Source organism: Citrobacter sp. Marseille-Q6884, assembly GCF_945906775.1.
Lineage (GTDB): Bacteria > Pseudomonadota > Gammaproteobacteria > Enterobacterales > Enterobacteriaceae > Citrobacter.
This window is the reverse complement of the sequence record NZ_CAMDRE010000003.1, coordinates 195,214-221,039: the sequence shown is the minus strand read 5'-3', so window position 1 is coordinate 221,039 and position 25,826 is coordinate 195,214. Positions and strand designations below refer to the sequence as shown.

At 47.6% G+C, this 25,826-nt stretch carries 32 protein-coding genes; 5 read left to right on the top strand and 27 right to left on the bottom strand.

Annotated features, from left to right (window positions below; translation table 11 throughout):
• Positions 1-3 precede the first annotated feature (3 nt).
• From N7268_RS24725 to N7268_RS24685, 9 genes are all read right to left on the bottom strand, one after another.
• Entirely contained in the window at positions 4-309 is a 306-nt protein-coding gene (locus N7268_RS24725) for a hypothetical protein (RefSeq protein ID WP_032941601.1), read from the bottom strand.
• Between the two features lie 5 nt (positions 310-314).
• Positions 315-842, bottom strand: coding sequence for a hypothetical protein (locus tag N7268_RS24720; RefSeq protein WP_007372155.1), 528 nt, complete (start codon positions 840-842; stop codon positions 315-317).
• Between the two features lie 79 nt (positions 843-921).
• Positions 922-1,806, bottom strand: a complete 885-nt coding sequence (locus N7268_RS24715) for a hypothetical protein (RefSeq protein WP_007372154.1) — start codon at positions 1,804-1,806, stop codon at positions 922-924.
• 199 nt (positions 1,807-2,005) lie between these two features.
• Positions 2,006-2,407: a hypothetical protein gene (locus N7268_RS24710; protein WP_020996135.1), complete on the bottom strand. Its 402-nt coding sequence runs from the start codon at positions 2,405-2,407 to the stop codon at positions 2,006-2,008.
• Positions 2,408-2,497: 90 nt separating this feature from the next.
• A complete protein-coding gene (locus tag N7268_RS24705; RefSeq protein ID WP_009653863.1) occupies positions 2,498-2,959 on the bottom strand; it encodes a hypothetical protein in 462 nt (153 codons plus the stop codon).
• 383 nt (positions 2,960-3,342) lie between these two features.
• Positions 3,343-3,678: a PerC family transcriptional regulator gene (locus N7268_RS24700; RefSeq protein ID WP_008786801.1), complete on the bottom strand. Its 336-nt coding sequence runs from the start codon at positions 3,676-3,678 to the stop codon at positions 3,343-3,345.
• Positions 3,679-3,686: 8 nt separating this feature from the next.
• A complete protein-coding gene (locus N7268_RS24695; RefSeq protein ID WP_020996134.1) occupies positions 3,687-4,004 on the bottom strand; it encodes a hypothetical protein in 318 nt (105 codons plus the stop codon).
• A gap of 109 nt (positions 4,005-4,113) precedes the next feature.
• Positions 4,114-5,184, bottom strand: coding sequence for a phosphoadenosine phosphosulfate reductase family protein (locus N7268_RS24690; protein WP_007372151.1), 1,071 nt, complete (start codon positions 5,182-5,184; stop codon positions 4,114-4,116).
• A complete protein-coding gene (locus tag N7268_RS24685) occupies positions 5,177-5,500 on the bottom strand; it encodes a hypothetical protein (protein ID WP_020996132.1) in 324 nt (107 codons plus the stop codon). The genes N7268_RS24690 and N7268_RS24685 overlap by 8 nt, the downstream gene beginning before the upstream one ends.
• Positions 5,501-5,622: 122 nt before the next feature.
• Here N7268_RS24685 and N7268_RS24680 point away from each other — a divergent pair, with 122 nt between their 5' ends.
• On the top strand, positions 5,623-6,612 hold the full coding sequence (locus N7268_RS24680) for a hypothetical protein (RefSeq protein WP_007372150.1): 990 nt from the start codon (positions 5,623-5,625) through the stop codon (positions 6,610-6,612).
• Positions 6,613-6,638: 26 nt separating this feature from the next.
• On the opposite strand, the gene N7268_RS24675 is transcribed toward N7268_RS24680, so the two are convergent.
• The 5 genes from N7268_RS24675 to N7268_RS24655 form a co-directional block, all read right to left on the bottom strand.
• The gene (locus N7268_RS24675; protein ID WP_008786799.1) at positions 6,639-7,043 is read right to left on the bottom strand and encodes a hypothetical protein; all 405 of its coding nucleotides are present in this window, start codon (positions 7,041-7,043) and stop codon (positions 6,639-6,641) included.
• A 326-nt stretch (positions 7,044-7,369) separates the two neighbouring features.
• The gene (locus N7268_RS24670; protein ID WP_007372149.1) at positions 7,370-7,921 is read right to left on the bottom strand and encodes a hypothetical protein; all 552 of its coding nucleotides are present in this window, start codon (positions 7,919-7,921) and stop codon (positions 7,370-7,372) included.
• Between the two features lie 29 nt (positions 7,922-7,950).
• Complete coding sequence (locus tag N7268_RS24665) at positions 7,951-8,187, bottom strand: hypothetical protein (protein WP_007372148.1); 237 nt, start codon at positions 8,185-8,187, stop codon at positions 7,951-7,953.
• Positions 8,188-8,264: 77 nt separating this feature from the next.
• Positions 8,265-8,555: a hypothetical protein gene (locus N7268_RS24660; protein WP_007372147.1), complete on the bottom strand. Its 291-nt coding sequence runs from the start codon at positions 8,553-8,555 to the stop codon at positions 8,265-8,267.
• Between the two features lie 185 nt (positions 8,556-8,740).
• The gene (locus N7268_RS24655) at positions 8,741-9,142 is read right to left on the bottom strand and encodes a hypothetical protein (protein ID WP_008786797.1); all 402 of its coding nucleotides are present in this window, start codon (positions 9,140-9,142) and stop codon (positions 8,741-8,743) included.
• A 269-nt stretch (positions 9,143-9,411) separates the two neighbouring features.
• Here N7268_RS24655 and N7268_RS24650 point away from each other — a divergent pair, with 269 nt between their 5' ends.
• Positions 9,412-10,182 carry a hypothetical protein gene (locus N7268_RS24650; RefSeq protein ID WP_020996131.1) on the top strand — a complete coding sequence of 257 codons (771 nt, stop codon included), beginning with the start codon at positions 9,412-9,414 and terminating at the stop codon, positions 10,180-10,182.
• Between the two features lie 85 nt (positions 10,183-10,267).
• On the opposite strand, the gene N7268_RS24645 is transcribed toward N7268_RS24650, so the two are convergent.
• The 6 genes from N7268_RS24645 to umuD all read right to left on the bottom strand — a co-directional run bounded on the left by N7268_RS24645 (position 10,268) and on the right by umuD (position 14,890).
• The gene (locus N7268_RS24645; RefSeq protein WP_000217395.1) at positions 10,268-10,759 is read right to left on the bottom strand and encodes a GNAT family N-acetyltransferase; all 492 of its coding nucleotides are present in this window, start codon (positions 10,757-10,759) and stop codon (positions 10,268-10,270) included.
• A gap of 170 nt (positions 10,760-10,929) precedes the next feature.
• Positions 10,930-11,187: a helix-turn-helix domain-containing protein gene (locus N7268_RS24640; RefSeq protein ID WP_001333498.1), complete on the bottom strand. Its 258-nt coding sequence runs from the start codon at positions 11,185-11,187 to the stop codon at positions 10,930-10,932.
• A gap of 288 nt (positions 11,188-11,475) precedes the next feature.
• Positions 11,476-11,856, bottom strand: coding sequence for a type I-E CRISPR-associated protein Cas6/Cse3/CasE (locus N7268_RS24635; RefSeq protein WP_127649377.1), 381 nt, complete (start codon positions 11,854-11,856; stop codon positions 11,476-11,478).
• A gap of 312 nt (positions 11,857-12,168) precedes the next feature.
• Entirely contained in the window at positions 12,169-13,059 is an 891-nt protein-coding gene (locus tag N7268_RS24630) for a DNA replication terminus site-binding protein (protein WP_007372144.1), read from the bottom strand.
• Between the two features lie 149 nt (positions 13,060-13,208).
• Positions 13,209-14,474, bottom strand: coding sequence for a translesion error-prone DNA polymerase V subunit UmuC (gene umuC / locus N7268_RS24625; protein WP_009652912.1), 1,266 nt, complete (start codon positions 14,472-14,474; stop codon positions 13,209-13,211).
• Positions 14,474-14,890: a translesion error-prone DNA polymerase V autoproteolytic subunit gene (gene umuD / locus N7268_RS24620; RefSeq protein WP_008786793.1), complete on the bottom strand. Its 417-nt coding sequence runs from the start codon at positions 14,888-14,890 to the stop codon at positions 14,474-14,476. The genes umuC and umuD overlap by 1 nt, the downstream gene beginning before the upstream one ends.
• A 253-nt stretch (positions 14,891-15,143) precedes the next feature.
• Here umuD and N7268_RS24615 point away from each other — a divergent pair, with 253 nt between their 5' ends.
• Positions 15,144-15,647 carry a hypothetical protein gene (locus N7268_RS24615; RefSeq protein WP_007372141.1) on the top strand — a complete coding sequence of 168 codons (504 nt, stop codon included), beginning with the start codon at positions 15,144-15,146 and terminating at the stop codon, positions 15,645-15,647.
• Between the two features lie 356 nt (positions 15,648-16,003).
• On the opposite strand, the gene N7268_RS24610 is transcribed toward N7268_RS24615, so the two are convergent.
• Together N7268_RS24610 and N7268_RS24605 are read right to left on the bottom strand one after the other, a co-directional pair.
• Positions 16,004-17,026, bottom strand: a complete 1,023-nt coding sequence (locus N7268_RS24610) for an IS110 family transposase (RefSeq protein WP_000156887.1) — start codon at positions 17,024-17,026, stop codon at positions 16,004-16,006.
• The gene (locus tag N7268_RS24605) at positions 17,023-20,088 is read right to left on the bottom strand and encodes a Tn3 family transposase (protein WP_043016721.1); all 3,066 of its coding nucleotides are present in this window, start codon (positions 20,086-20,088) and stop codon (positions 17,023-17,025) included. The genes N7268_RS24610 and N7268_RS24605 overlap by 4 nt, the downstream gene beginning before the upstream one ends.
• A gap of 167 nt (positions 20,089-20,255) precedes the next feature.
• On the opposite strand from N7268_RS24605, the gene N7268_RS24600 reads away from it, so the two are divergent.
• Positions 20,256-20,897, top strand: a complete 642-nt coding sequence (locus N7268_RS24600) for a recombinase family protein (RefSeq protein WP_016241614.1) — start codon at positions 20,256-20,258, stop codon at positions 20,895-20,897.
• A gap of 263 nt (positions 20,898-21,160) precedes the next feature.
• Here the strand turns inward: N7268_RS24600 and N7268_RS24595 are convergent, their stop codons facing one another.
• Positions 21,161-22,819, bottom strand: coding sequence for an FAD-dependent oxidoreductase (locus N7268_RS24595; RefSeq protein ID WP_016241612.1), 1,659 nt, complete (start codon positions 22,817-22,819; stop codon positions 21,161-21,163).
• A gap of 161 nt (positions 22,820-22,980) precedes the next feature.
• Between N7268_RS24595 and N7268_RS24590 the strand changes: the two genes are divergently transcribed.
• On the top strand, positions 22,981-23,331 hold the full coding sequence (locus N7268_RS24590; RefSeq protein ID WP_000928911.1) for an ArsR/SmtB family transcription factor: 351 nt from the start codon (positions 22,981-22,983) through the stop codon (positions 23,329-23,331).
• A 304-nt stretch (positions 23,332-23,635) separates the two neighbouring features.
• Here N7268_RS24590 and N7268_RS24585 read toward each other — a convergent pair whose 3' ends face one another.
• From N7268_RS24585 to N7268_RS24570, 4 genes are all read right to left on the bottom strand, one after another.
• A complete protein-coding gene (locus N7268_RS24585; RefSeq protein ID WP_000043177.1) occupies positions 23,636-24,112 on the bottom strand; it encodes a Dps family protein in 477 nt (158 codons plus the stop codon).
• Positions 24,113-24,226: 114 nt separating this feature from the next.
• A complete protein-coding gene (locus N7268_RS24580) occupies positions 24,227-24,577 on the bottom strand; it encodes a PaaI family thioesterase (RefSeq protein WP_023135766.1) in 351 nt (116 codons plus the stop codon).
• Positions 24,578-24,824: 247 nt separating this feature from the next.
• Complete coding sequence (locus N7268_RS24575) at positions 24,825-25,286, bottom strand: NifB/NifX family molybdenum-iron cluster-binding protein (RefSeq protein ID WP_000626969.1); 462 nt, start codon at positions 25,284-25,286, stop codon at positions 24,825-24,827.
• The gene (locus tag N7268_RS24570) at positions 25,261-25,581 is read right to left on the bottom strand and encodes a DUF134 domain-containing protein (RefSeq protein WP_001137910.1); all 321 of its coding nucleotides are present in this window, start codon (positions 25,579-25,581) and stop codon (positions 25,261-25,263) included. The genes N7268_RS24575 and N7268_RS24570 overlap by 26 nt, the downstream gene beginning before the upstream one ends.
• Positions 25,582-25,826 lie beyond the last annotated feature (245 nt).

Below are 25,826 nucleotides of genomic sequence, written 5' to 3'. Positions count from 1 at the left end.
TTCTTATTGTCTGGCCCGCTTAAATCCATCGTTGCCATATGATTTAAAATACTCAGTAAACCCCTTATCGCTTTCACGAGTGTCGGCTGCGGCTTTTGAATTTGCCTCTTGCATGTCTCTTTCGCCTTTTTCCTGGCTGAGTTTCATGAAAGTCTTAATGTTATCGTCATTAGGGTCAGCCAGTACTTTCTGATAAGCCTTCTGGTAGCGCTCATCCAGGCTTAACCCTATTCCGAGACTCTGGCATCCGCTAATGCCGGTTATGAAAGCAATGATCAGAAACTTTCGTAGGTACGCACATTTCATCATTACTCCTACCGGGATGACCCGAGCATTTTGTTCCAGGCCGTAATCAGTGACTGAATCCCAGAAGTGGGCACAGGAGCAACCCATTTACAGCAGCTGAACCACAGGCGGTTAAACCGGTGAGGCATTTTCGTGATGTAGTTTTCCTTATACTCAAAGTTGTATTTATCACCAACGATGCGCGGAACTTCTTTGCAGAACGGACAGCGTTGAGCACCCGCGCTCATTTCAGGAACGATGATGAACTCGGTTTCCCCCAGCGTATCTGGATCCCACGGTTCGCGTTCACGCCAGCATGTGCCTTCTGGGAGCACGATATTCTCGTCGCATACGATGTATTCAAAGGTGGGAAATAACAGTTGATGAACACCGTGTTTACGCCAGCGCACTAACGCCAGAAACTCAATATGTTCTGAGCTATCGGCTTCCCGGGGAACAATAAAACGGTATACACCTGCTTTAGTCGGTAACCCTTCGCCCCGGATGCCAACTGGAGTCCAGCTTGGTTCTGTTGAGATACGGCGTAGTGCAGTCATAGTTACTCCCATTAAATTTTCTTCGTTCAATTTCCAGAATGAATCGATCTTTAAATCACTCTAACGGTAACTATTCCGATTACGAAATTCCGTTACCTTTAGGAATGATCGTGTTAACAGCCAGCATTGCATTTTTGAAGAAGTGTGCATTGCTACTTCTTAACTTAACAGAAGCATTAGAACTGACCGGGCTCAATGCCAGTAATGCGGTGCTGCGTCCCAGCCAGCGATAATATGAGAATAAACCCCACGAATTCAGGAATTCTCGTTTCATAATTGACATCAATTCAGATCTATCAGTCTGGTTAACTTTTGGGAACGTAATGAAAACTGCGCTATCCGGGTTCCGGGACAACCAACTGAAAACCTCTTCATTGGTGTAATAATACTTACCTTGCGTAAACACTCGCCCATTAAATCCTAATCGCACGACTGAGGACGGTATAATGTTATGGCAATAATCGAGCATGGGATATCCCATTTTCATCTGAGCGATATCAATGCGATTATCGCTCGGAATGCTTGCAGGTGCATTTGCATTTTTGAAACCGCGAGTACTGATCGAGTAATGACCGTCATCTGCATTCTGATAAACCCAGAATGGCTTGCAATACTCTTCTGAGTCTATAGCGGCTGTAAGATACGCTTCATCATAACTTTCAAATAACTTTTTTACTTTAGTCTGGTGGTCTGCAATATTTCTGGATTGAAGGTCTGGCCTGATTTTTAAAGGAATAGAATACACCGGTTCAAATGCCTTGACCGTATGGCCAGAACTCGTATGGTTTAGCAAATACCCAACCCACTCACGTTGAATTCCTTTTCCTATATACTCGCCGCTGTTCGCCCCTGCGTTGGTATCAAAACGCACGATAGATGTTCCACGCGCAGAAAGCATATTTTCAAATTCAGCACGGATAATGTTGGTATTTTTGCTAGTTAACGAATTCTGGAGATCATGCATATGTAGCCACCATTCATGTTTCAGCTTCGACTCTCACTATAATCACATGTTGAAATTTATTGTTACAGTGAGAATGAGGACGTTTTGCACCCAAAAATAAATAGCTTTTTCAACCGCAATTTGTGGGCATAAATGGTTTTTCTTAGCGTAAAAAAATAGCCGACTATGTCGGCTATTGTGACGATTCAACAGCTGGTGGTCAGAAAATGCACATCGAGGCGTATGCCGTCTTCTGGGAAACTTCAGTAGGGTTACGACCAATGAAAATACTACGGTTATTTTCTTTCTCGCTACGCATGAAGCGGTAGAGGTGGATGGCTACTCCATGAGCTTTCTGCACATCACGTCGGTGCAGCACAAGGTGCATTCTTTTTGGTGGTATGTGTGGGAAACGTTTCGCCAGAATTTGTCCAAGCACGTTAAGTGATTCACTGTTCTCGCGTAGCTGGTAAAGGTCTTCCACGATGAAAAAGATGTTATTCCCCCTGTCGAGTTCGTCAGGTACGGGGCACACTTTTAATCGGCACTCGATGACTTCACAACTCCAGTCACGATGAGGCAGAGACATGATGATGTTTTCTTTCTGCAAGACATTCGACATAAATCCCACCTCACGGTAAAAGCTGTATCAGTTTAACTCCCAAAACCCTTCGGCTGTGGGTTCTGCATTACGCACCGGCTCTCAGATTCCTTAAGGCTTTGATCCAGTATTATTCTTGAGAAATTTGAGTTCAGAACTACCCGGCTTCCCTTTTTGGGCCGTCTTGATAAATTCCCGCTCTTTGAAATACCACCGTTCAACAATTTGTGAAGATAGCGTATTGGATTCCAAGGCATAAGCCTGCAACTCCCTCCATGCAGCTATGTTATGCGGTTTGTATTTTGCCAGCTTAATATCCAGTTCTTCTTGCCAAGATCTGGCGCGTTTTGTAAAAACCTTTCGACCCAGCATTGGGAAAACCAAGAGCCCTGCTATATTGCCGACGAACTGTACAGACCAGTCAGAGGTTATGTAAAACCATATCCCGGCATTAACCGAAACCAGAACCAATAACCATGTTCCATACGCTCGCTGAAATGGAGGGAAGCAGTTATCTCGCCACATTCGAATACTTTTTCCAATGCTGTTCAGCAGGTTTTCGTTTGTTTTCATCAGTTATCTCTGTTCCTCTTCAGCATAGGCCGTTTGTATCAATTCAAACCTGTTCACCCTGACTACTTGAAGAACTATCTGATCGGTAATGCACCTAACCGGCGTAGTGCATCAGTAACCTCGTCTATGCCGAATAAAGACATTGGCGGGACTTTATCTCCAGAGATTGAGCAGGCTGTACACAATGCATTGTATGAGCTTACTCGTTCACGATGTAGAGACTGAAGGCTTACGATCAACAGATCTCGCTCTGGGCCCGTGGTAGCTCCTATAAGGTCAAATAAACTTTGTTTAACCACTTACGTAATCCTCCGTCAAAATCAGTCAAGAGTGCGCTCATTCTCCTCAGTTTCATTTTTTAATGAACGGAAAAGGTCGACAAATCAGGCGGTATTAAAGACACCATCGTCTTTTAGTCCCATCCGTGTGTATACATCATTAATATGCTTGTGAATATATTGAAGATCACTTGCCTGCTCATGCTGTCTGATACGGTCTTCATGGCGAGAATTGGATAACCGAATGCAACGTTCCCGTTGTTCAACAATGTACTCAGTACACTGGGTATGTTCAAACATGACCTCTCCCCATTGCCTGGCAGCGCGGAGATACAACCCTCTTTCTTCCAGGTCCCGGGCAAGTATCACCGATTTGGTCGCTGGTATCTGGTACATTTCTTCAGCGAGCAGGAACGCTGCTGCACATTTTCTTTGTCCCATATCTACCTCTACCCTTTGTATAGAGTCGACATCTGGGCAGAAGTGAATGAGATTAACTCTTCAACCTGCCATTCGCTGATACTCTCCTGGTGGATAACCGAGTCCAGAAGTGAGCAGAAGACCCGACCTTCACAGAAGGCATCGAATAAGGTTTGCCAGGCACCGGCGAATCGCCCGGCCAGTTTACTTCGCTGACGTTTACTGCGGCAGCGATGCAATTCTTGCTGAAACAAGGATTCGTTTTCCGCACTGCTTTTTTCATGCAGAGCATCCCATAACTGGTTGAACCGTGTTTCAGTACAATTTCTGGCCGTTACCATCGTCATAATATTTCCTTCAGAGGCGGTTAAGCCTGTATCAATGTTGCTATTTGATATCTATTTTCCACGTAATATTCAGGTGACGAAATCTCAGCTATAAATCGCTGATGGCTAATTAGTCTGACCCGCATTTCTCCCGGTTGTACGCCCCACCAGGTAGCACCCATTCTTTTGACATGTTAATGACGGGCAATGTATAGACCGGATTTACCGCTTGCAGCAGCGCTTCCTCATCCGTGATATTAATAGGAGAAATATTCTGGCTTAGATCCAGAACATTTATTCGTTTACGACTGATAGTGACCCCAAAGCGGTTTTCATAGTTGGCCATTGCGTGAATACGCTCGGGGAAATAATGTTTGATGGTTGCCCATATGCGAGCACTGTTGTATATACACGTTAAGCATGAACTGCGACCCCATCCAAGACGATACGGTACTGGGGCTGTAACACGATGTTTTGCTAAAATCTCCCAGACTTGTTCTTCAGACCATTCAAGTACTGGCCTCCAGGCATCAACTTGTCTTTTTTTGCAACTGCTGGTATGTGGCTCCAGTTGTAAGTAATTGAATCTATTAGAGCTTTCCGCTCTCCTTTCCCCCGTAATAAAAAGCACCTTTTTTCCGTCAAAGCGTCTCTGATTTGTGAGTGCTCGCCGACCAACATCAATTTTTAGTGCTGATGAGCACCAACGTGTTTTAAGGCTTGGTGATTGCTGAGGGAACCGAAGTCGCGTGGCGGGAGTGCTTCGCTGGATATCACGTTCCGCGATTATTAATCCATCTGGGGTTTCGATACATTGCGGGCGACTGTAGCCATTCTCTTTCAGCATCTCACCTTCCATTCCTCCCTGAAGCCAGGAGAACATCAACGGTATCTGAAATGTTGAAGCTATTTTGCGGTTGTAGTCGGCCATAAATGGCCAGTCCATTAAAGTACTTCCCTCGCGGCCATCAACATCGTGATGCCAGAGTTCCACCCTGGACAGATCGACCCCGATGTCAATTAAGTGGAGAAGGCAGGCTATGGAGTCTTTTCCGCCGCTAAGGCAAATGATTATCACGTCATAGCAAGATATGTCGATATCTGGAGCGTTCCTGTACGTTTGTCCTGATAGTGGCGTGGTGATGCCTGCTATGCTACTCAGTGCAGGAATAATAAAGTTATCGTCGATTAAATCACTCACTTGCCGCGCTCCTGCTCTGAAGTGAATTTGTCAGAATCGCAGCAAGTCTAGTCTCGCCTAATGATGAGGCCAGATCTGATAGCGCTAGTTTACCTGCTGCTTCCATACCAAGTGCCTTTACTCGACTGGTATCAAGAACTGCAATTCTTTGGCCTGTTGCCTTACAGACAAGCGCATATCGACATACGCTTAATGTGCGATGGATGATGAATGAGAACATTTGATTGTCGATTTGTGCGCTGAATTTGCAGATCACATTTACTTTATGCGTCAACCCATTCTGGATTATGATTGTTGCAACATCGTCTTTAGGCATATCTACCTCCGGCTTTTTACTAAGCCTAATACGACGCTAACAGCTGACGAAATTTGCTTACAGATATAACTTTCACTGCAAATATCGTGTTATGAGTGACTGATTACTGCTTTGGAGACAGAATGGATTTTTCTAAAACTACTGTAGTGAAACCCGGTTTAATTGGTGATAACAACGCGTATTGGGCGATGCACTTTTGCTCAATTATTGAAACCCTTTATGATAATAACCGGATGAAGGTACGTTTTAATTCCCCTCTCATGGGGAAACATACACCAACAATGAGAAACCTAGTTTCATTAGCTGGTGAAGGATATTTTTCTTTAATTAAAGATCAGTTCAGAAACTTCGGTCTACAAAATTTGCTCTGCCACTATCTGATGAGTTATGAAGGTAGAGAAGTCTTAAATACTATACTTATTAATTTGTCTGATTATCGCAATGTCGATATCCTCGCTAATATGAGCCAGTTTGGTGTATTCATTAGCTGCCGTGACTTTAGAAGTGGCACTAATTTTGCGGTAGAGCATAATCCTTATCTACTTGGCCATGAGAATGTCTTTTATAATTCAGTTTATAATAGCTTAAAGTTTGCAGATCTATGCATTCTTTTCCGTATGAGAACGAATCCTAACCAAGAATCAGCTACTTTGTTTGGCATTCTTGGAGAGGTCGAAGGAAACAATGGTCAGGACTTGAAGAGACCGGCCTTCTGGGGAAGGAAAGGTTTGTATTTGTCTTTTGGTATTGGAGTCAATCCTAAACCCAAGGGGGAAAAACGTTCTAATCAATTTCAGCTTAATGACTGTACTTGCCAGTGGGTAAACGCTGCTGATGGTTATAAATTTGTCGCTATTTTTGAGTCAGAACACCATCTTGTTACAGATTATCTCGATGCAATAGGTACTATTGAACACCTTAATAAATTTGGCCCCAACCATCCTTTTCTAACACATTATCCAGCTCGGCACATTCTAAACATTGTGAGAGATGGCTGGGATAAATCAGTTGATATATTGATTACTGAACTGCGACGTTATCTTGCGCCTAACGAATTAGCTTCGCTAGGAACAAATCCAGTAATACCCTTTATACCCTCATTCAAACATTAAAATAAATGGGGCTACGGCCCCATTTTTTACTCACGATATAAGATGTAATAACATTTTCTGACCTGCATACTGTTGTTCAGGTAACCACAAAGTGCTTCACGACCATCCTGACTACGACCTATCCATAGGCCAGCCAAGCGTTTATCTGGTTGCTCAGACAGTATGAAAATTTTGCTGTTAATAAGACCAATGAATGGGCGTTCTACTCCCTGGGGGACTACAAAATTCCCCAGCGGTTTGTAACTTTCCAGGTTCAATACGATCGCAGCTGTCTGGTCACTGGAATTGTCAGCATCGTCCTGTTGCTCGCTGGCAGCAGGTTGTTGGTAGTTTTGAGAAGGCTGCTGAGCATAGAAATCGTTCGGATCGATCGATTCTGCGCTGGTTATGAAGGGCAATAGTGCTAAAAGGCCAAAAACAGCTTTTTTCATATGTCCACCATAGGGTTATGCGTTTAAATATGATTAGGCTATCAGTACCAATGCTGTCAGGCTAAAAACAATGGGGACAAATTGAGGGCTTTTATGTTGTGTTTATTGCTATTTTTGTCCTGCAATAGCATCTATTTCACACAATACACAGTGACATTTAGCTGGTGGCTCAAGTCGTTCGAATTGCGTCAGATTATGCAGACGTAATCGAGGTATACGTCTGACAGCATGATGGCCACACGAAAGTTCAAGAAACCAGATTCGTCCGTTACGGCTCCCGTCCTGAACCTTTACGTTTACAACTTCTCTCCATATGCGAATCATGGCTAACCTTCTGCCGGGCTCGGTGGTTCATCGTTGTCCTGGGTAATTTTAACGTAATCACCCTGATTGATAACGATTACTTCATTAAGATGAGGGCTGTAACGTACCCTCTCTACTTCGTCGAGATAGTCCACATGTCTACGCGCCTTGTTATTCGAGAAGCCGAGCGCTTTCCCTATTGCGTGAACTGATGGCCCACGGCCACCATTTCTGTTCATGTATTTTTTGACATACGTGATGATTGCTTTCCTGTCACTGGTCATGTCCGGGAGTTCGGCAATGTCATCATGACCTTGTCCTTTCGCTACGCGCAGCGTCATAGACTTTCTTTCACCATCGATAATGATTCGTCCCTGGTCATGCAACTGCCGGATACGCCGGGAAACGAGCCCTTTTGAATACCCCAGAGAAGAACAGATCTGCTCGTAAGACGGTGCTGCACCCTGCTCTTTGATTTCTGTCACAATGAAATCAAAGAGCCTGTCCAGGTGGGCATTTGCTTTTGGGGCGTTCTGTGCTTTTCCAGAAACACTACCGGCGTTGTCTTCAGTCATATCCCTTCCGTCCAGTTGGTGGTTGTTAATTAATGCGGGCTATCGACGTTCTTCGTCGAACTGAGACTAAAAGGCACGACGTCCGCTTTTACATCAGTTAAGGAGTGATTACCGCAGAGTTGCCCTTTAACTTTAGTCAGGCCCACCAGCGCATCCTCAAGCAGTTCTGATTCCTGAGATGTCACATTACTACCCAGTTCCATACCGATTTTTTCGCCCGCGTCCTTGAGGATACTGATAGCACGATCGATAGATTCACTGTACATAATCGCCACCTTGTTCGTTTTGTTAACATAGCCAATTAGTGCGTGTTCAGCTATAGCTGAGTTGTTTTATCACCTGTTTATGCGGCCCTTTTTCTTGCCAGGCAGCGAGCTAAAACCCGTTCCCTGGCTTCATGCTGCTCATCGATACAAAGCTGAATTCCCAACCCCAGGATGTAACGCTCCTGAAGTTCTGCCGGATGGAGGAAATTGAGCGCGGTGAAACCAGCTGGCACGGAACCATATTTGGCCAGGCTGTCTTCGTAACGTCGCTGGGCTATTTCACAAATTAAGTTATATTGAGCAATAGCTGCCTCACGTCCAACTTGATTGAATATTTCAACCGCCAGGACTTCCGAACATGTCTGCATTTTTGCATCCGTTTTGTTTACCTGACATCAGTATCACCCCGATGTGCTGGCTAACGAAATTTACGGATAGATGAATGTAATGAGGGGAATAGAACGTAATGGAATGTTTATACTGAACCCAAATTATGGGGAGCTTGATAATCAAATGTGGAAGTCTGTTGAGAAGCAGACTTCCAGACTTGGTATTAACTGGTTTTCTGACTATTAAGCCAGCTGATTAGCTCATCTTGCGTGTCAAAAGACGCGACAAAGGTCTGCTCCTGATCAGGACGTTGTGCATCCCTTATCGCTCTGAATGGAGCTTCACCGCTATAGTAGAATATTGGCTCCGCACGGCGTTTGACCCATGCTGATTGCTCGCGCTCTGCGAGCTCGCAGGCTTCTTCGTAATTGTCCGCTACTCCCAGCACTGTCGAACGATCCCAAGCTCCTCCATTCAGGCATCGAACAGTGATTTTCCCGTCCGGGCAAGTAATGCCATATGGATGATCCCACCAGGCATCAAGCTGAGACTTTGAGCGCTTTTCATTAGGTGTATCGTCGAAGTTTTTAGGTAATACCGGATTAAGGGGTATGCAGTTTGGCACTTGGATTCTCCCTGTAGCCTGAATCTACAAATAGGCAGTAAGCAATGTTCGTCAGGTTAACATGTACCTCCTGTTAGGTAATTAAGTACTTCGTTCCATTTTCGATATTCGCGTTATCTGACTCATTTTCTCCGACTTCAGGAGATCTCCATGCTGCTACGTAAGCCATGTGAATCAGGCTTGTTTTTCGCCCCGCTTTGACCCCATTTCCATGATGTTCTCAAACCTCGCGCTGTTACAGTAGGACAACTGCTACTGACGAGGTGAATATGACCAGATACCTTGGATACTGCGCCCTTGCGCTCCTTACCGTCCTGCCGACCGCTTCGGTATATTCTGCTGTACAGAATGATACAATGGGCCTATACGCTCCCGATCCCAGCTACACACCTGACATCCAAAATTCAGCACCTGTAACGCCTTCTCCGGGGGATGACAGTCTGTACAGTGATGACGTACCCGATTCATCTACCGCTCCAGAAAGCACCATTACCCCCCTGAATAGCTTTGATGTTATGTCTTTTTCTATAGGGCCGGTAAGCCTGCGGATGACAGCTTCTGAAGCGATCACTGCTATCACTGACAAACTTGGCCAGTCTGCTGGTGAAGAAATTCAAAAGCGCTACAGTAACAACTCATTGAATAGTATTTTCTGGGGAGATGCTCACCAGGAGACGGTGGTCTATTTTATCCCCGATACGGCAGTTGACCCCATTGAGCCGGTGGCTTACAAAATCCGCTTTTCATTCAGCAACCCTGATCTCTTACTGAAGTCGGCGATCGAGAAATATGGAGAGCCTTCAGTCTCTGATGCCCAGAGAGGTCGTTATATCTGGTGCAAGGCACTGGCGGAGAAAACGAATAAGTGTGATGACAGTAAATCTGAGCTTACGCTGACAACGCGAGAAGTTGAAGACACTGGCATCCTGACTCTCAGCGACCCAACGGTCTCATTTGATGCCTCGCGGACTGCAACGGCCACCCCGGATAAAGACCAGGCTGCGACTGAAGATAACCAGGGGCCATTGCCACAGCTCTGAAGTCGTCCGTCGCTGTCCAGCATCCTTTTGCAGGATTACTAAACCGACTGAATTCGTCAGCCGGTTTTTTTATCTGAATTTTACATTAGCGTCTGAAAGTACGCTTTCCAAACGGGCTTATCTCTTTGACGTGAAAACCCGCATTAGTCAGCATCCTGGCCATGACAACTGATGCAGGAAGACAGGATGCCTCCACTTTATGGCCGGGAGTAGCATCCAGAATACTTTGCAACATGGAGCGCCCAAATCCTTTTTGTCTTTGACTCCTGGTAACACCAAACATCCTGATTTCCAGATGTGAAGCAAGTCCATTTGCACCATTTTTGCCCGTCAGTAGGGCAAAACCTATCGCTGCGCCATTATGTTGAGCATCAAAGACAAACAAGAAATCGGCGCAATTCTCTCCCCGTTCCCGCCTGGCAATGGCTTCTGAGATCTGACTTTCGAACTGAGACAGTCCGTCATCATCATCAAAGTTAAAATACCCATCCCGCATACCGTCGCGAATCACCGCTATGATAAAGGGAACATCCTGTTTGGTTCCAAAGCGCATTTCAGGGGCAGATAACACCGTCATCAGTTTGTCTCTCGTAACCGTTATTATTCCATCAATTTGATTACATGGAGGTAAAGAGGTCAATAGAAATGAACGGGGTATTTCGCTGATGACCATTTGATCGGTGTTAGTGGTTTCAGTAGCAGAGCCAGGAGGTATATAAGGCCAGCAAAAATGCCAGCCTTTTTCATTTAAACCGGTTTTCTTATGATTCTCTTGATCGGCATTCCTGCCTTATCAAAATATCGGGTTGGCCATATTTCTTGAGGTTCTTCACCAATTGCATTAGCGATGATGATCTCGCCTCTAGGCCAGTCACGTGTCAGTGCATTTGCCAGAGTGCTGCTTGAAAGACCGTTAGCCCTACTCAGTGAGGCAAGTGACAAACCTTTCTTATGTAGCGCAGCTATGATGTCTGCCTTATGCCAGTCCTGTTTTTCCATCTCCATTTCCTTTGGTGGTGAATCGGAACATGGTTTGCAGTACCAGCTAATGACGACTGGCGAGCCGTAAGGCTCCCACGCCCCGACCCACCATTGACAAAAAACAGGCGAGCGAGTGCGAACCGTTCAAGTACATGAACGGCGTGTCATTAGTCGGGGCTGCAAATCCCCACTCTTACGATTTAGTAAGGGCTACAACAGTTTACAGCATTTAAAGGGTGTATCAGAAGTGTTAATGCCGTAAGTTTGCGAGTCGGTTTGAAATTCAGATAATAACTATGCTTAATGGCCTGTTCAGGAAAGCACTTCGATGCTGTTCATATAGCCAAAGCCGAATATCCGCTTTCTGCCGATCCCGAAAGCGTATGCCTGTTCAAGTGCGCCGACATCTTCAATCACGCATTCAGCATCGTACTGGCTCATCGGTACAATGATCTTGTGGGATGTACGGCCAACGCTCCCGGGCTTAATAATATGGAACTTGGTGCTTCGAACGATACGTAACCGTCCACAGATCACTCCGGCCCGTTCCAGGTGATAGTGGATATAATCCGGGAGTTCATGGGCAGGTGGACAAATCTCTCTTTTCCGGCCTCCAGCTTCCTCGCGTCGAATAGTGGCCAGCGAGCCGCAGATTCGAATTTTCTGGCCAGACACAAACATGATTTCCTTCATGACTTCGCCAGGGAGCCCGAGTGCAACAGCCGTTCTCAGAACAACCTGGGTGTCGGAGGCACTTTGTTTGCGAGAGTAGAAGGTGTATGGGAGTCGCGACCCAGAACGTTCCTGGACTACCTTATCCAGTTGCTGGTGGATCCCATACACGTCACCTGGGGCGATTCTGAACCTGAGCGCACATTCAAAGTATTTCACGCCACATTCCTTGCTGAACATAATGAATTTTCAATATTAGTTTCAGGGTATGGCATGGACGGCGAGTGACGAAATTATGAGGGGGGAATACGGCCAGTCCTTTGGCCGGTGTGGTCAGAGAATCATTTCGATACTTTCGCCGTGGAATATACCGATCACATCTGTCTTGAGGCGGTTACTCCTCGGCTTTACTTCATTGGCCACGAACTCTGGCAATGGCCGAATTTTCACGTGCTCATCCTGAATGATAATGAACGGCATAGATGAAGCGGCAGAAAGACGCAGTATCTGGTCGGGGTGTTCAGGATCAGCCATCGCGATGTTTGCAGCTGGATGCACTTTAACCGGACGGCGTAAGCGAAGCTTTTCTTCCGGTACACGCGCAATAGCCTTAATCAACGAGTTGAGTCTGACTGATTTATCTTCATCTTCCTCGATGTCCTTGCCCATCTTCTGGAGCAACTCGATTTTGTTAACCCTGCTAAAAAGCGTCTTTTGCCTCCAGCCGAAACTGACCAGATTGACGTTAGCATTATCAAACATACGCAGCTGCCGATAGAGATGCAGGGTCATGACACCAGGGCAGGCGCTATGCAGCGCGTTGAAGCGCATGTATTCCGGTCGGCGATCACCACCGTAGTTTTCGATGATGTGGCGTTGAATGCTCTCTTTATGCTGGTTGATGGATGTCACCAAACGGGTAACCAGCTGAGAGAATTCCGCATCTGTATTGTCGTACCATAATACGCCGGTAGTGCGCCGAGCGGACTTCTGCGAATAGCCATCCCTGATATGCAGGTCAGCGTATGCCGCGCAGGCAGCATGGACAGCATCGTGTCCCTGTTTCAGCTCAGGCATGATGTGTTCGATGGCCATATCTTCTTCGCCATCAGCAACGGCTGGCAGGACGCAGACACTCGCCTTGAGCGGAAGCCGGGAACCCAGCACTCCACGAAGTTGTGTGATCTCGCTCTCCAGCGTCTGGAAAGTTGTTGAGATATTCATTTCTATCCCCGAAAAAGGGCTCTAAACTCCCTCCGCTGCACGGAGGACTGTATGTACATACATACTCATAACAAGCGAAACCGAGTATATCAAGTTCGTTTTGTTTACAGACGAATTTTATCGATGACGAATGAAGTTTTCACTGCTGATTAGCCAATCCTGACGCGAGGGATTTCATTAATGTTAGTGAGATAGGATGGTGACAATAACTCCCGCCGCATCGTCCAGTCTTTGTCGATGCCCTGGCCCGCAAACCATAATTTCCCCCGACCTGACCGGTTAATTCTATCCATCACGCCCATCAACGCTTCACCATTGGCAAAGAGTCGGTTCTCACCAAACAAATCGAGCTGGCTGGTGGCGCTATCATAAAAGTCAGATAGCATCACTCCGGCTTTATGGTATCGGTATCCCTCCTGCCAGATATGCCGGAGCCCTGCGACCGCAGCCGCAATGATTTCCCGGGTATCGGCGGTGGGGTTTTCCAGCTTGACTGTCTGCTGGCCACTGTAAGGGGCCGTTTTCGAATAGTAACTTGTGCCAATAAAAACCGTTATGCAGCGACAGTATTGCTTCTCTTCGCGCAGCTTCTCGCCTGCACGTTCGGCATACTCACACACCGCCTGGTGCATTGCTTCGTAGTGCTCTATTTTCTGGCCGAATGAACGCGAGCTGATGATCTGCTGCTTAACCTTCCTCACCTCTTCCAGGGCTATGCAGGACTCGCCATTCAATTCGCGCTGCGTTCGCTCCAGTACGACTCCAAATGTGTTACGGATAAGCGATGTTGGCGCATTGGCCAGATCGAGAGCAGTCCTGATGCCCATGCTGTTCAGTCTGGTGGCATATCTCCGGCCCACCCCCCAGACATCGCTTACGTCAATATATGGCAATAATTTACGTTGTCTTTCTGGACTGCTGAGATCAACCACTCCGCCTGTTTTAGTCCATGTTTTTGCAGCTTTATTTGCTAGTTTTGCCAAAGTTTTAGTTGTCGATATGCCCACCCCCACGGGTATATGGGTGCTCTTTAATACGGTTTTCTTTATTTCTCTTCCATAGTCATCAAAATTATAATTTTTCTGCATTCCTTCAAACGAAAGGAAAACTTCATCAATACTGTAGACCTCAGTATTACTGGAGAATTTAAATAATGTCTCACACACCCTACGGGAGATCTCCGCGTACAAGGCATAGTTAGAACTGAAAACATGTACACCGTTAGCTTCAAAGAATGCTTTCTTCTGGAAGTACACGTCACCATTCTGGATACCTAATTTTTTAGCTTCCGCTGAACGTGCCACGACCATGCCATCATTGTTCGAAAGGCATACAATTGGCTTGTTCACCAGATCGGGCCGAAAGACTCTCTCGCAGGAGGCGTAAAATGAGTTGCAATCCACCAGGCAGAACATCACAAGGCCTTGTACACGATGAAGGTCACCACGCCAAAAATGGCCAGTTCTTCGCCTTCTTTCAGATAGATCGGTGACATCCGGCTATTCATTGGCAGTAGCGCGGGAGCCGGGCTTAGCTGCAACCGCTTAATGGTGAAATCACCATCAACGGTCGCAATCACAATATCCCCCTCTTTCGCCTCAAGTGAGCTATCCACGATGACCAGATCGCCTTCGTGAATACGTGCCTCTACCATCGATGAACCTGTTACTCGTAAGAAGTAGGTTGCAGATGGATGTTTGATGAGGTGAGTATTTAGATCAATAAATTCATCAACATAATCGGAAGCGACTGAAGGGAAACCTGCGCTGACAGGCTCAACGAACAACGGGAATTGGCCTGGTGATTGTTGTGTCACTGGGATAAGTTTCATAATGCTCTGCTCTTCGTGGTGCTGTATATCCATACAGTATTATAGACAGGAGCCAGGAATTTTCGCACCTCCTTTTCCGAAAGTTATTTTCCGCTATCACTCTTCAGGTTTTTCTTATCACTTGTCCAGAAGTGGGTAACTGCACATAACAAATTGCAACCATATGATTCCTCAGTTCATTTTCAGAATTTACTCGTGCTTACTTCGTATACAATTCGGAATTTATCCGTACATTTTATAAGGAGTAATAACGATGAAGCAGTTTACAAATGAAGCAACTCAACAAATGCTGGCCGACTTTGACAAATCCCCTTTCTCTGACGCTGATCTGGCCGCAATGGATGTGGATGCTCGACAAATTATTGAGCAGAACGCTGAAAGGGATCGCCAACACCCGGTAACAGCAATCTGGCGTGTTGCGGTCGAGGGAAGCCTGACTGCGCGAGGTGGTGTCGTAACCGCTGTTGATAGCGCCAGGGTTATGGATCTAGGCAACGGTCAAATGGTCAAAATCGCAGTGGAGGGTGATGCAGTCACTTATACCGATGGTTCATCTGCACGGATTGTTTCAAGCGCTGGCCAGAAAGCTACACACTTCGAGAAAGGGCTCGCGCTGGTGGGCAGCGTACTGGATAACGGGGATGAAATTGTCTCGACCCCGCAGGACAGATTAGTGCTGTTATCGCGCAAAGGTATGGCTGAAGCCCCCGACTTTCTGGCAATACCCGGAGGCGTGACTCATGGGGTATCGAACTAACAATTATGGCCGGGGCCAGGCGCTCCACGGAGATAAAACCACCACAGGCGCGACCGTCCTTACTTGGGGTCAGTTTGGATATCGAAAATTATTGTACTATAAGGACTTCCCCGGCATGTCAAAGCCGGTATTTATGGTTTCTGTCTGCTCTTCAGTAAAAATAAAGGGGAGAGACTGCGGTACTATAAACGGCCATGATGAATCGTCATCGATTCGGGCCCTGATGAAAGACGCGCGTGAGGTTCTTGTTCGTTAAGCGGATACGTATATCCTGTACAATAGCCAGATAGGCCTCACGGGGTCTAACCCTTTATCATCAACGAATTGCAGGTCAGATGGTTATACAGCTTCGAGCTTTAGTTGACTGAGTACAGCCGGAAATCATCACCGTAATGTAGTGATGCCCAACACAGCCGCGCATTTTTGGCGGCGATGGCCACAACAGCCCGCCAGTACCCTCTGCGCTCAACCAACATACAAACCCAACGGCTGAATGAGTCAGTCCTTTTCCCGGCGCCAATAAGCACTGAACGAGCCCCCTGAACCAGAAGCGTTCGCAGATACGAATCACCGGCTTTTGTGATCCTGCCGAGTTTCGACTTTCCCCCGCTGCTGTATTGTGATGGCGTCAGCCCCAGCCAGGCTGCCAGTTGACGTCCATTTTTAAAATCATGTGCATTACCGATACTGGCGACCAGTGCACAGGCCGTTGTGGGACCAACGCCCTTTAGCTCCATCAGCCGCTGACTGCGATGATCTGTTTTGGCTATGTGGGACAAAATTCGGTCATATTCAGTGATGTTAGCTTCAATGCGATCAACGTGTTCCATCAAATCATCAACACATTGCTGAACCTGAAGCGGTAAAGAGCTCTTCTGCACAGAAACCATGTGGCGCAGGGCATCAGCACTTTGTGGCGCGATGACACCGAATTCAGATATCAATCCTCGCAGACGATTATACGTTGCTGTTTTCTCTTCGATAAAACCCTGACGGGTACGATGTAAACACTGCATGGCCTGCTGGCTTTCGTCTTTCACTGGTACGAACCGCATATGCGGACGACGAACAGCTTCACAGATAGCCTGAGCATCAGCTGCATCATTTTTTCCTGATTTTCCGGCCATACGATAAGGCGATACAAACTTAGCAGCCATCAGACGTGGCTCATGACCATACTGCCGAAACAATCTTGCCCAGTAGTGAGCCCCGGAGCATGCTTCCATCCCGATAACACAGGGAGGCAAACTTGCAATTAACTCAGGAAGTGCAGCACGCGATACTTTAGGCTTAACCAGAACAGTTCTACCATTTTGATCAACACCGTGAACAGCAAACACATTTTTAGCAAGATCGATACCGACAGTCGTGATAGTCATAACGAATTCCTCCGGGACGATGTGTACCCCATGATTGCACAAGAGTTAATCAGGCGCATAATCAGGGGAAGTCCCTTCCATTCGTTAAGGCTATTTTTTGACCTTTCGACTTTAGCGGGTCTCAACCGACGAAACTTACCGGAAGCCGGTATCCGGTTGCTTTTCCAGATATAATCGCCTGTCAGATTGATATGCTCCCAGCCTAGCGGGGACAAATGCGACAGCAATTGATCGTTGATCTTCACCCCTTTACGCTTCAGGGCATCGACCGCTCTTTCCATATAGACGGTATTCCACAGCGAGATAGCTGCCGTCAGCAGCGTCAGTCCACTGGCGCGATAGCTCTGATTTTCCGGTTTACGATCCCTGATTTCACCCAGACGGTGCAGGAATACCGCGCGCGCCAGCGCGTTACGGGCTTCTCCTTTATTCAGTCCCGCCTGGACCCGCCGACGAAGTGCCGGATCGCGGAACCAGTCGATCATAAACAGCGTTCGTTCAATACGGCCAATTTCTCTCAGTGCTTTGGCAAGTCCATTTTGCTTTGAGTAGCTGGCAAGCTTTTTCAGCATCAGGGATGCCGTCACTGTTCCCTGCTTTATCGAGGTTGCCAGACGCAACACTTCACGCCAGTGAATTTCGATCTCTTTCAGGTTCAGGCTGGTCGTTGATATCAGTGACTGAAGCGCCGGGTACTGGTCTGCTTTCCCTTTGATAAACAGCTTCTTGTCATGGAGATCCCTGATTCGCGGACAGAACGCAAATCCCAGCAGATGCATCAGGGCAAAGACATGATCGGTGAAACCCGCGGTATCGGTGTAATGCTCCCTGATTTTCAGGTCACTTTCGTGGTACAGCAAGCCATCGAGAACATGGGTTGAATCCCTGACCCGACTTATTATGCAGGTGTAAAACGGGCTGTATTGATCCGAAATATGGGTATAAAACTGTCGTCCGGGCTCCTGCCCATATTTCGGGTTAACCTGTCCTGCGTAGCGGCCAGTGCTGCCTGTTCTGAAATTCTGTCCATCTGATGATGATGTTGTCCCGTCTCCCCAGAATGCCGCCAGCGGCCTTTTCCCCTGCGCGTTTACCAGTTCTGCAAGGGCGGCTGAATAGGTTTCGTCGCGGATGTACCATGCCTGAATATCTTCAAGTGATGATTTGGTACTCCCGGGGCAGGCTTCTGCCATTTTGGTCAGGCCAAGATTGATGCCATCCGCAAGAATGGTGGTGAGAAGCAGGCGGGTATCGGGACGGGTAATGTCATTTTTTATATGCGAAAAATGTCGGGTAAACGTCGTCCAGCCGTTTACCTCATCGAGAATTTCCGTGATTTTAGGGCGCGGTAGCATGCTGTAAACCAGCTCTGCCAGCGGTGAAACCTGCGCCGGTACGCAGTTATCCAGCGGAGAGACTTTTACGCCCCTGTCGGAAATTTCCACATCGGGCAGTTCACCAAGGGCTGCCATGGCATTGACCTCTTCAAGTCTGGACTGAAGCAGGGTCATACGGCTGGTAATGTACTCATGGTAATCAGCAGATACGGGCAGTGGCAGCGCCGGAGTGAGTTTGTCAAAGTCCTTTTCGGGAATGAGGTAATCATCAAAATTTTTGTAGCGCCGTGAGCCTTTAACCCAGATGTCCCCGGAGCGCAACGCTCCCTTAAGCTCGCTGAGCGCACAAAATTCATAATACTGCCGATCAATACCCGCAGGTGTAATCACCACCCTGTGCCAGCTTTCAGGGACAAACTCAAGCGGCGCAGTCGCCGGAACTTTACGTGAGTGCTTCAGGTACATATCCTTGATCACAACCAGCGCATCAGCCAGAGGTTGCGCTGCCGGGGTTGCGACTAACTGTAAAGTGGATAACATGCGTGGGGCATATTTCCGTAATATGCTGTATTTCTCGGTAATAATATGCAGCGGGTCAAAATTATTTTTTCTGGCGAGATGGCGTGTTTCCTCCAGACTGGCGACAAATTCAGGCCATGGGAGTATATTTTCTATTGCGAGCCATGGATCGTCACCGGAATCGCGGGCATCAGACAGCGCCTGACCGACATCGATGTACTGCCTCAGTTTTGACTGGATCAGCTTTCCGGTCTGCTGAAGGCGCTCTGCCTGTGTTCTTTTGGCTTTGCTGAAAAGGCTGTTCAGCATTCGCTCATGCAACTCAATCACTTCGTCTGTCAGTGTGGCTCTGGCTTCTTCCAGCACGCACACCAGGATCGCATGACGCCGGGTTGCTGAAAATCGGGTCAAATCACGGCTACTCATCTTCCGGCCTTCCCGCGCCAGTTTCAGCAACCGGTTCTGGTGAATGGTACGATCTATACCTTCCGGTAATGCCAGCGATTCAACGCTGCTGAGCCGATCAAGATGTTGCAGCAAGTTCTTACCATTGATTTTACCCGGCGGTTGCAGAAGCCATGTCAGCCTGGAAGACTGATTATCCGATGACTCAAGTAAACGATCCAGGGCATCCCTGTGAGCCGGAGTTAACGGGGCATTCAGAGTCTGAAATACGATTTTATCGCCGCCTGCCATGGCCTCAGCACAGGTACGCTCCACGACATCAATCGCGGGGATTATTACGTTGTTCTGCCGGAGCCAGACCAGCATCTCTTCGGCCAGGAGAATACCTTTATCAGTACGCGTCGCCATCGACAGCAGGTGTGTAATACAGTCCTGCTGTATTTTGCCGGTAAATGCCTTCACGCCAAGATAGCGGTACAGTTCGGTTAAATGCTCGCGCCGGGTCGTATCCCTGCCGGAAAGGTAAGCAGGCCAGAGATCACCGGTAAGATTTAGCCTGCTGGCGATATGTTTCAGCAGTGCATCAGAGGGTGGGATTTTTTTATCCGGGGCAAAGCCAACATTTTTCAGATAGCAAAGAAGGACGGCAAAACCAAAACGGCTGGCGGGTTTACGGTGAGCACAGATAAGCGCCAGATCATGCTCACTGAAATAGGCCATCCGGGTCAGCGTTAACTCATCGTCTGGCAATGCCAGTAATGATTCTCTTTCCGACAGAGAAAGAATCTGCCTCCTTGCCATATAGTTTCCCTCATAAATTATCCGATGCGGTATTTTTAACAAAAATGGTTATCGCATAAGGGTACACCCTGACGGTATAACCAAAACGTGACATCACACGATTTATGCCATAACCTATATGCGATAGATTAAATGCAATAACTTAAATGCGATATTATGGCGGAAAAATGTTCATCAGAGCTTATTTAAGGGCATCGACGGAAGATCAGTTCGCTGACCGGGCAAAAGAGATGCTGGAGCAGTTCGTTCAGCAGCGGGGACATAAAATCGCCAGCTACTACCTGGAGAATATCAGCGGCACAAAACTTGATCGCCCTGAGCTGGGGCGCTTACTGATGGACAGTCACCACAATGATATCTTGCTGGTCGAACAGATAGACCGTCTGACCCGTCTGAGCAACAGCGACTGGATGACGCTGAAAAAGCAGATAGAAAAACATGAGCTGCGGATTGTCAGTCTTGATGTGCCCACCTCATGGCAGGCGCTGTCAGATAAAGATCCTTCGCAGGCGGACCCGATTACTCGCGCAGTAATAACCGCCATCAATAACATGCTAATCGACCTGATGGCCGCGATGTCGCATAAGGACTGGCTGAGCCGCCGCCAGCGGCAAAAACAGGGGATTGAACGGGCTCATACACTAGGTAAATACCAAGGTAAGCAAGCTGATCGGGAGCGTCACCAGAAAGTACTGTATTATCGGCAGGTTAAGAAATTGAGTATTCGTGAAACCGCAGATGCAACAGGTTACAGTGCTTCGCAGGTATGTCGGATACAAGCGCTGTATAAAAATAATGAATTTTCCTGAAAGGCTGGAATAACGGTGTTTATTGCGATCATTGCATAGGCGTCATAGTTAGGGCTTGTTAATGACTAGCAGCCTGGAAGTACGCTGTGTGCCAAATCCAAAAATAGTCATTCACACCCTGAATCACTTTAAAGTGATTCAGGGTGTGCGCTTATAGCTGCCATTCAAGGCGTTAATAATTTTTGTAGATTTTCTATTCCATATAATATGTTTTCAACGAATCTGGAGAAATGAAGTGCCATGTGTGTATGGCACTTCATCTCTTATTTACTCATTGACTCCGTTACCGTCTGCCAGGTTATGAAACCACCACTCAGATTATATGTCCGGAAGCCGTGAGCCTGCAGAATACGGTATGCCACATGCCCGCGCAGGCCACTCTGACATCCTATAAAAATTTCTTTATCTTTAGGCAATTTTCCAAGGTTTTCCCGCAGGGAATCAAGAGGGATGGATAGCGCGTCAGGATATTCACCAAATTGTTTCAGTTCGGCAGGAGAGCGAATATCAAGTAAACAATAACTGCCCGGTTCCCGTTGTAACACATCGCTGACATGACATATGGCCGTATCTCCTTTCATTACATTTGTCGCCACCATACCAGCCTGGTTAACGACGTCCCTTGCACTGTTAAAAGGCGGAGCATAAGTCAGCTCAAGATGTTCGAGATCGTTGACGGTAAGCCCCGCGCGCTGTGCGACAGACAGGACATCGATGCGTTTATCAACCCCTTTTTTCCCTGATGCCTGAGCCCCGAGAATTTTACCGGTATCGGGGCTGAACAGCAGTTTCAGACTGATCATCGTTGCCCCCGGGTAGTAACCGGCATGATCAGCGGCATGGACGTAAACCTTCTCGTATCGGGTGCCATGAACTTTCAGCTGCTTTTCATTCGCACCGACGCTGCCAATACTCAGCGAAAATACCTTACAAATGGATGTCCCCTGACTGCCATGGTAAAGGCTGTGACGATCTAGCATGTTATCAGCAGCAATGCGTCCCTGGCGGTTGGCGGGCCCTGCCAGAGGAAAATTAGCGGGTTCCTGAAAGACAAAGTCTGGGGTTTCAACGGCATCCCCCACGGCGTAGATGTCAGGGATACTGGTCTGCATACAGGCATTGACGCTTATGCCTCCCCGTTTACCCACTGCGAGCCCGGCTCCTGTGGCAAGGCTGTTCTCAGGTTTTACCCCGATGGCGAGAATAACCATGTCGGTCTGCAGAAACCCACCCTCAGACAGTGCAACGCGGAATCCCGTCTCTGTCCGCAGTACCTCGGTGAGCGCCGTTCTGAGACGCAGATCCACGCCATGACTCCGGATTTCCTGATGCAGGGCAGATGCCATTTCAGGATCAACCGGAGCCATAACCTGTTCCCCCATCTCCAGCAGGGTCACACTGATCCCCCGTTCGCTCAGAGCCTCCATCACTTCAAGTCCGATAAATCCCCCCCCGACAAGCGTGGTGTGAGCTACGTGATGTTGCTCAATCCACCCCAGGATAGCATCCATGTCAGTAAGATTTCGCAGCGTAAAGACTCCCTCTTCCTGTAGCCCGGGCAAAGGAGGGACAACCGGAGCGGCGCCGGTACTGAGGAGCAGACGATCCCATTCTTCGCTATAGACCTCCCCTGAGGTCAGATTTTTAACCGTCACCGTTTTATTAACCGGATCCACTGACGTCACTTCATGACAGATACGGACGTCTATGTTAAAGCGGGATTTAAAATCCTCCGGGGTTTTCAGAATCAGTGACTGCCTTAAAGGAATTTTTCCGCCTATATGATAAGGTAATCCACAGTTGGCGAAAGAGACATCGCTTCCCCGTTCAAACACAACAATACTGACATCCTCTGATAACCGACGAGCTCTGGCTGCAGCGGATGCCCCGCCGGCAACACCACCAACAATCACTATTTTCATTACATCCTCTCTGTTCACCCGGGGCAAAAATGCCTGCCAGATATAATCATTTCCCCGGGCCGTCAGGACGCTGCAGACCTGACGAACACGATGGCAAAATTACGATACCGTCAGTATACTAAATTATATTATATAAAAACACATAGTATGAGAAATCAGCAATGCTCATGAATGAAGACACAAAACGTCAGACAGATATGAAGAATGCGGCCCTGAGGGCAGCAGATGTCTTACGGGGACTGGCCAACAGCGACCGGTTGCTGTTGATGTGTCAGTTAAGCCTGGGGGAAGCGAATGTGGCCGGGCTGGAAGCGGCGGTCGGTATCACTCAGCCGACCCTGTCCCAGCAGCTGGGTGTAATGCGCCGCCTGAAGCTGGTCGAGACCCGACGGGCAGGTAAAATGGTATATTACCGTATTGAGGATAACCGTATCATGACGTTGTTAAATACCTTATATGATCTCTACTGCCCGCAGGCAGGCACCGGTAAAGGAAGCCATAACAACGAATAATATGATCCTGCTTTTCCCGTAAACCGTTTTATCCGTGCATCATTAACCCTGTTCAGGCTGTGAAATGCCAGACCGGAACCTGCGATACCTTAACGGGAAAACAACAGTGGTCCGGATATACCAGCCGATGATGCCCGTCACGGACTGTATTTCTCGTTCACGCATTCACTGATTAACCCACTGATTCAATGGTGTTTAATACTGTGACGGTCAGAAAAAACAGCCACAGGAACACGGATGATTCTGCACTGTCAGTAATAGCCTGTGGCTGACAAACCGTTTTTTCTGCTGCCACGGGGTGACATTATTCAAGCAGGCTACGCAACATCCAGGCAGTTTTCTCATGTAACTGGATACGTTGTGTAAGCAGATCTGCTGTGGCTTCATCATTCGCATTATTAACGAGCGGGAACAGGGAGCGTGCAGTTTTAACCACGGTCTCCTGACCCTGGACAAGATTTTCAATCATGTTTTTTGCTGCCGGAATATCCTTATCTTCATTAACCGCTGTTAAACGTGAAAATTCATGATATGTGCCGGGCGCGAAGCATCCGAGCGAGCGTATACGTTCAGCGATATCATCAACGGCAGTGGCCAGCTCATTGTATTGATTTTCAAACATTAAATGTAAGCTGTTAAACATGGGGCCAGTTACATTCCAGTGATAGTAATGTGTTTTTATATACAGGGTATAGGTGTCAGCAAGAAGCCGGGACAGGCCGTCTGCAATCTCCACCCGGGATGATTCAGCAATACCAATATCAATGATTTGTTTACTCATAACTACCTCTTACACGGTTTCAGTGGAATATACGATATGCGATTATTCTTTCCGGTCTGAGCAAAACACGCCTCAAATTTATATAATAACCAGGTACACCTGTCGTCTGTCACACTAGCGATGCGCCAGAGCAATATCCTGCGACGGAACAATGAATTTCGCCGTGGCACGTGCCACTGTCTGCTGTCCTTTTGTCAGCCATGCTTCAAGCAGGTAAATCCCCCTGCGTTGCCCAAGCAGTCTGGCACATACCATCAGTTTGTCTCCGGTACAAACGGGTGAAATGAATCTTACCGTCAGTTCAGCCGTCAGGGCCTGCACACCCTGCATGAACAAACAATGAGTCATTGCTGCATCCAGCAGGGTACTCGTCATTCCGCCATGTAAAAGACCCGTATACCCCTGATGCCTGTGATTGGCCGTGTAGTCCGCACATACAGAGCCATCCGGGTGCTCTGAAAACATTAAGTTCACCGTATCAGGGTTGTTGTCGCGGGAACTACAGACCATACAACAGGTATGGGCCTTTCTGGCATCAAGATAACAATTCATCTGTTTCTGCTCAGCGTCCGGTTGTACTGACGGGAGGCATCCGGAATTCAGTCAGCTGAGGGGCTCCCCCGGCATCATTACTGCCTCCTCCACACATTCCGGCTCCTGGTTTATACACAATACGGGTCTGATAAAAATTACCGCCCGTGATGAAATAAACTCATGAATGGCAACAGCGCCCGTTTCCGTGATGATGCTGACGCCCACCCTGGCACGCATTTTCTGCTGTGTTCCCGTCAGAGTGACAGCATTTTTTCCCTTTCGCCTCATGATGAAAGGACTGGCGTCCCTGCTCCGGCTTATTCAGTTCAGTCAGAACACGGGTATCCGGATCACACAGTTCAGTGAACAAACGACGACCGCAGTCAGTCTGGTACACCGCGATCTGATGCCCCAGTAATTTACCCAGCATCCGTTCCCCGATGTTACGGACCACAACGCGGCTGACTTGCTGTTGAACCAGCAGGTCAACCAGCTTCCGTTTACCTGAACAATCTGCGCCCAGCGCGGGATTTTCTGTCCGGCTGAGCTCCACACCGCGCTCATCCACCAGGACAAGGTGACTCGCTTTGGTAAAATGATTTGCTACCCGGTCGTCATTCACTGGAATGGCTGTGATCATCTTGTGTAACTCCTTCCCTTTCAGAGTGCATTATTAAGGCCTTGCCCTGAGTGAGACAGTCCACAACCTTAAAACGGGCTGCTTTCAGGACATTGGCCAGTGTCTGCCTTGAAACCCCCATTGCAACAGCCGCTTCCTGCTGTTGCATGCCCAGTAAATCGACCAGCCGTAACGCTTCAAACTCATCTTCTTTTAAATGAACATGTTCAAGCTGGCTCATCGGTCGCGCATTGGGCTTAAAACAGGTATCCGCAGGGCGGCCACAGATGTTACGGGGAATTCTGGGTCTTGGCATGAAGGCTCCTTATTGGCATATGCTATATATACACTCATAAACTGGCATATGCAATATACTCTGCTCACCGGTGGAGAATTTTTTGCTTTACCCTGGAGTCTGTAAGTGGGCAGCAGGTCATGAGAGATGAAGAGAAAGAAAACAGATACTGTATGAGACTCAATTTAAAGTGCTGCCATAAGAGTTCAACGTTTGCAGTGTGAGAGACATCCGGAATTTTCGGATACCTGAACCCCGTCGAAAGT